Annotated in this window: 3 protein-coding genes; all 3 read left to right on the forward strand. The window is 45.8% G+C overall.

The features are described from left to right. On the forward strand, positions 1 to 288 hold a 288-nt coding region (locus tag A3750_RS22870; protein WP_156498867.1), incomplete at its 5' end, for an outer membrane beta-barrel protein. Between the two features lie 76 nt (positions 289 to 364). After that, positions 365 to 1,471 (forward strand): glycosyltransferase, encoded by a 1,107-nt coding sequence (locus tag A3750_RS22875; RefSeq protein ID WP_068548908.1) that lies wholly within the window; start codon positions 365 to 367, stop codon positions 1,469 to 1,471. Beyond that, positions 1,468 to 1,708, forward strand: a 241-nt coding sequence (locus A3750_RS27045) for a hypothetical protein (RefSeq protein ID WP_231871928.1), incomplete at its 3' end; no start/stop codon positions are given. The genes A3750_RS22875 and A3750_RS27045, both read left to right, overlap by 4 nt.

The raw sequence follows: 1,708 nt of genomic DNA on the forward strand, positions 1-1,708 counted from the left end.
AATTACACAGAACGTTATCGTGGTGCCGTTCTTGGTTTTGCACCAAAAATCTACTCACGATTAATCCCCAGGGCCGAGTACGAATATAGCCGTGAGAGTTTTGGACTAACCAGGGGGTTAGGTAAAGACACTACCCATGCGTTCACCTTGTCTCTTAAATATCAGCTTATTCAAGATTTATATACCGACGGTTTTTTGCGATACGAGACACGAAGTAATGATGATGTTTCAAGTCGCGATTTTGATGAAACCTCCGCAGGCCTAGGACTGCGCTGGGAGTTTTTGTGATGATAAATCTATGCACGTCGGGGTCCGCTTTCGTTGGTGGTGTTGAAAGGGTCAGACCCTGGTCAAAGGTATAACTGTGCAGCCGCTTAGTATCCTTCAAGTGGCCTCAGGCGATTTATGGGGTGGAGCAGAAGCGCAAGTGCATACCCTTTGTAAGTATTTAGCGCGTATGTCCAATACACAAGTGGAAGTGGTCTTACTTAATCACGGAGAGCTTGAAGCACGCTTAAGAGCAGAAGGCATTCAAGTGCATGTGCTGGATGAGGCTAAGCTCAGTAGCGCAGAGATATTCTTGCGCCTTCGCCACTTATTAAAAACCCTACAGCCAAATATCATTCATACGCACCGCCAAAAAGAGAATATTCTTGCTTCTTGCGCAAACTTCCTTTCTATAAGAGCTGCCTGTATTAGAACGCAGCACGGGGCACCAGAGTTTGATTACAGCTGGGCTCAGTGGAAAAACAGGACTCAAGTGTCAGTCGATCAGTTCTGTGGTCGGTACCTTCAAAAGAAGATTATCGCGGTATCAGAAGAGCTAGCGCGCAAACTTCAAGTTAATTACCCAAAACAGCACATTACGGTAATTGAAAATGGCGTAGACCTTGAGGCGCTTGAAAACGTAAAAGCAGATGCTCCTTTTTTGCTTCATGAGCCCAAGTTAAAGGTAAAGCATGTCGGCATTGTCGGACGGCTAGTGCTAGTAAAGCGTGTTGATATTTTCTTGGATATGGCGAGCGAGCTAGTAAACTCAGAATCGACAGATCAAGCGTTAAAGTTTCATGTTATTGGCGATGGGCCACTCCGAACGCAATTAGAGAATCAAGCGGAGCAGCTAGGTTTATCCGATGCGGTTACCTTCCATGGACATATTAAAAGCGTCGCCTCTTACATTAAGAGTTTGGATGTTTTAGTCATGTGCTCCGATCATGAGGGTTTACCGATGACATTGCTTGAGTCTATGGCTCTAGGTACACCAATCGTTAGTCATAACGCAGGAGCAGTGACAGAAAGCTTTGAGCAAGGCGAGGGGGGAGTTCTATCAGAGGAGCATGAAGCTTCGTCTTATGCCTCAGCCTTACATAAACTACTCGCTAGTGACTCGAAGGTTTTGCCCGCAAAACCTAACAGTGCTTTGGATAACGCCCAAGCAATTAGTGCTCTATATCGCGAGATCTCTGCATGAAGGGTGAAGATATCAAGCTTGAAGACCTCTACCGCCTCGAACTCAAAACTTGGTGGACGTATTTCAAGGGCGAAAGTTTCGCCTTTAAGATGATTTGCCTTTACCTATTCACTGAGTATGTTCGACCTCAATCGATTTGGCCTTGGTTAGATTTTCTGCCTTGGGCGCAGCTCTTTGTTATAGGTGCGCTGCTTGGGCTATTGGCAGACCCTCAGAAAAAATGGGTCAAGTCGCCTA

Source organism: Oleiphilus sp. HI0079, from assembly GCF_001635105.1.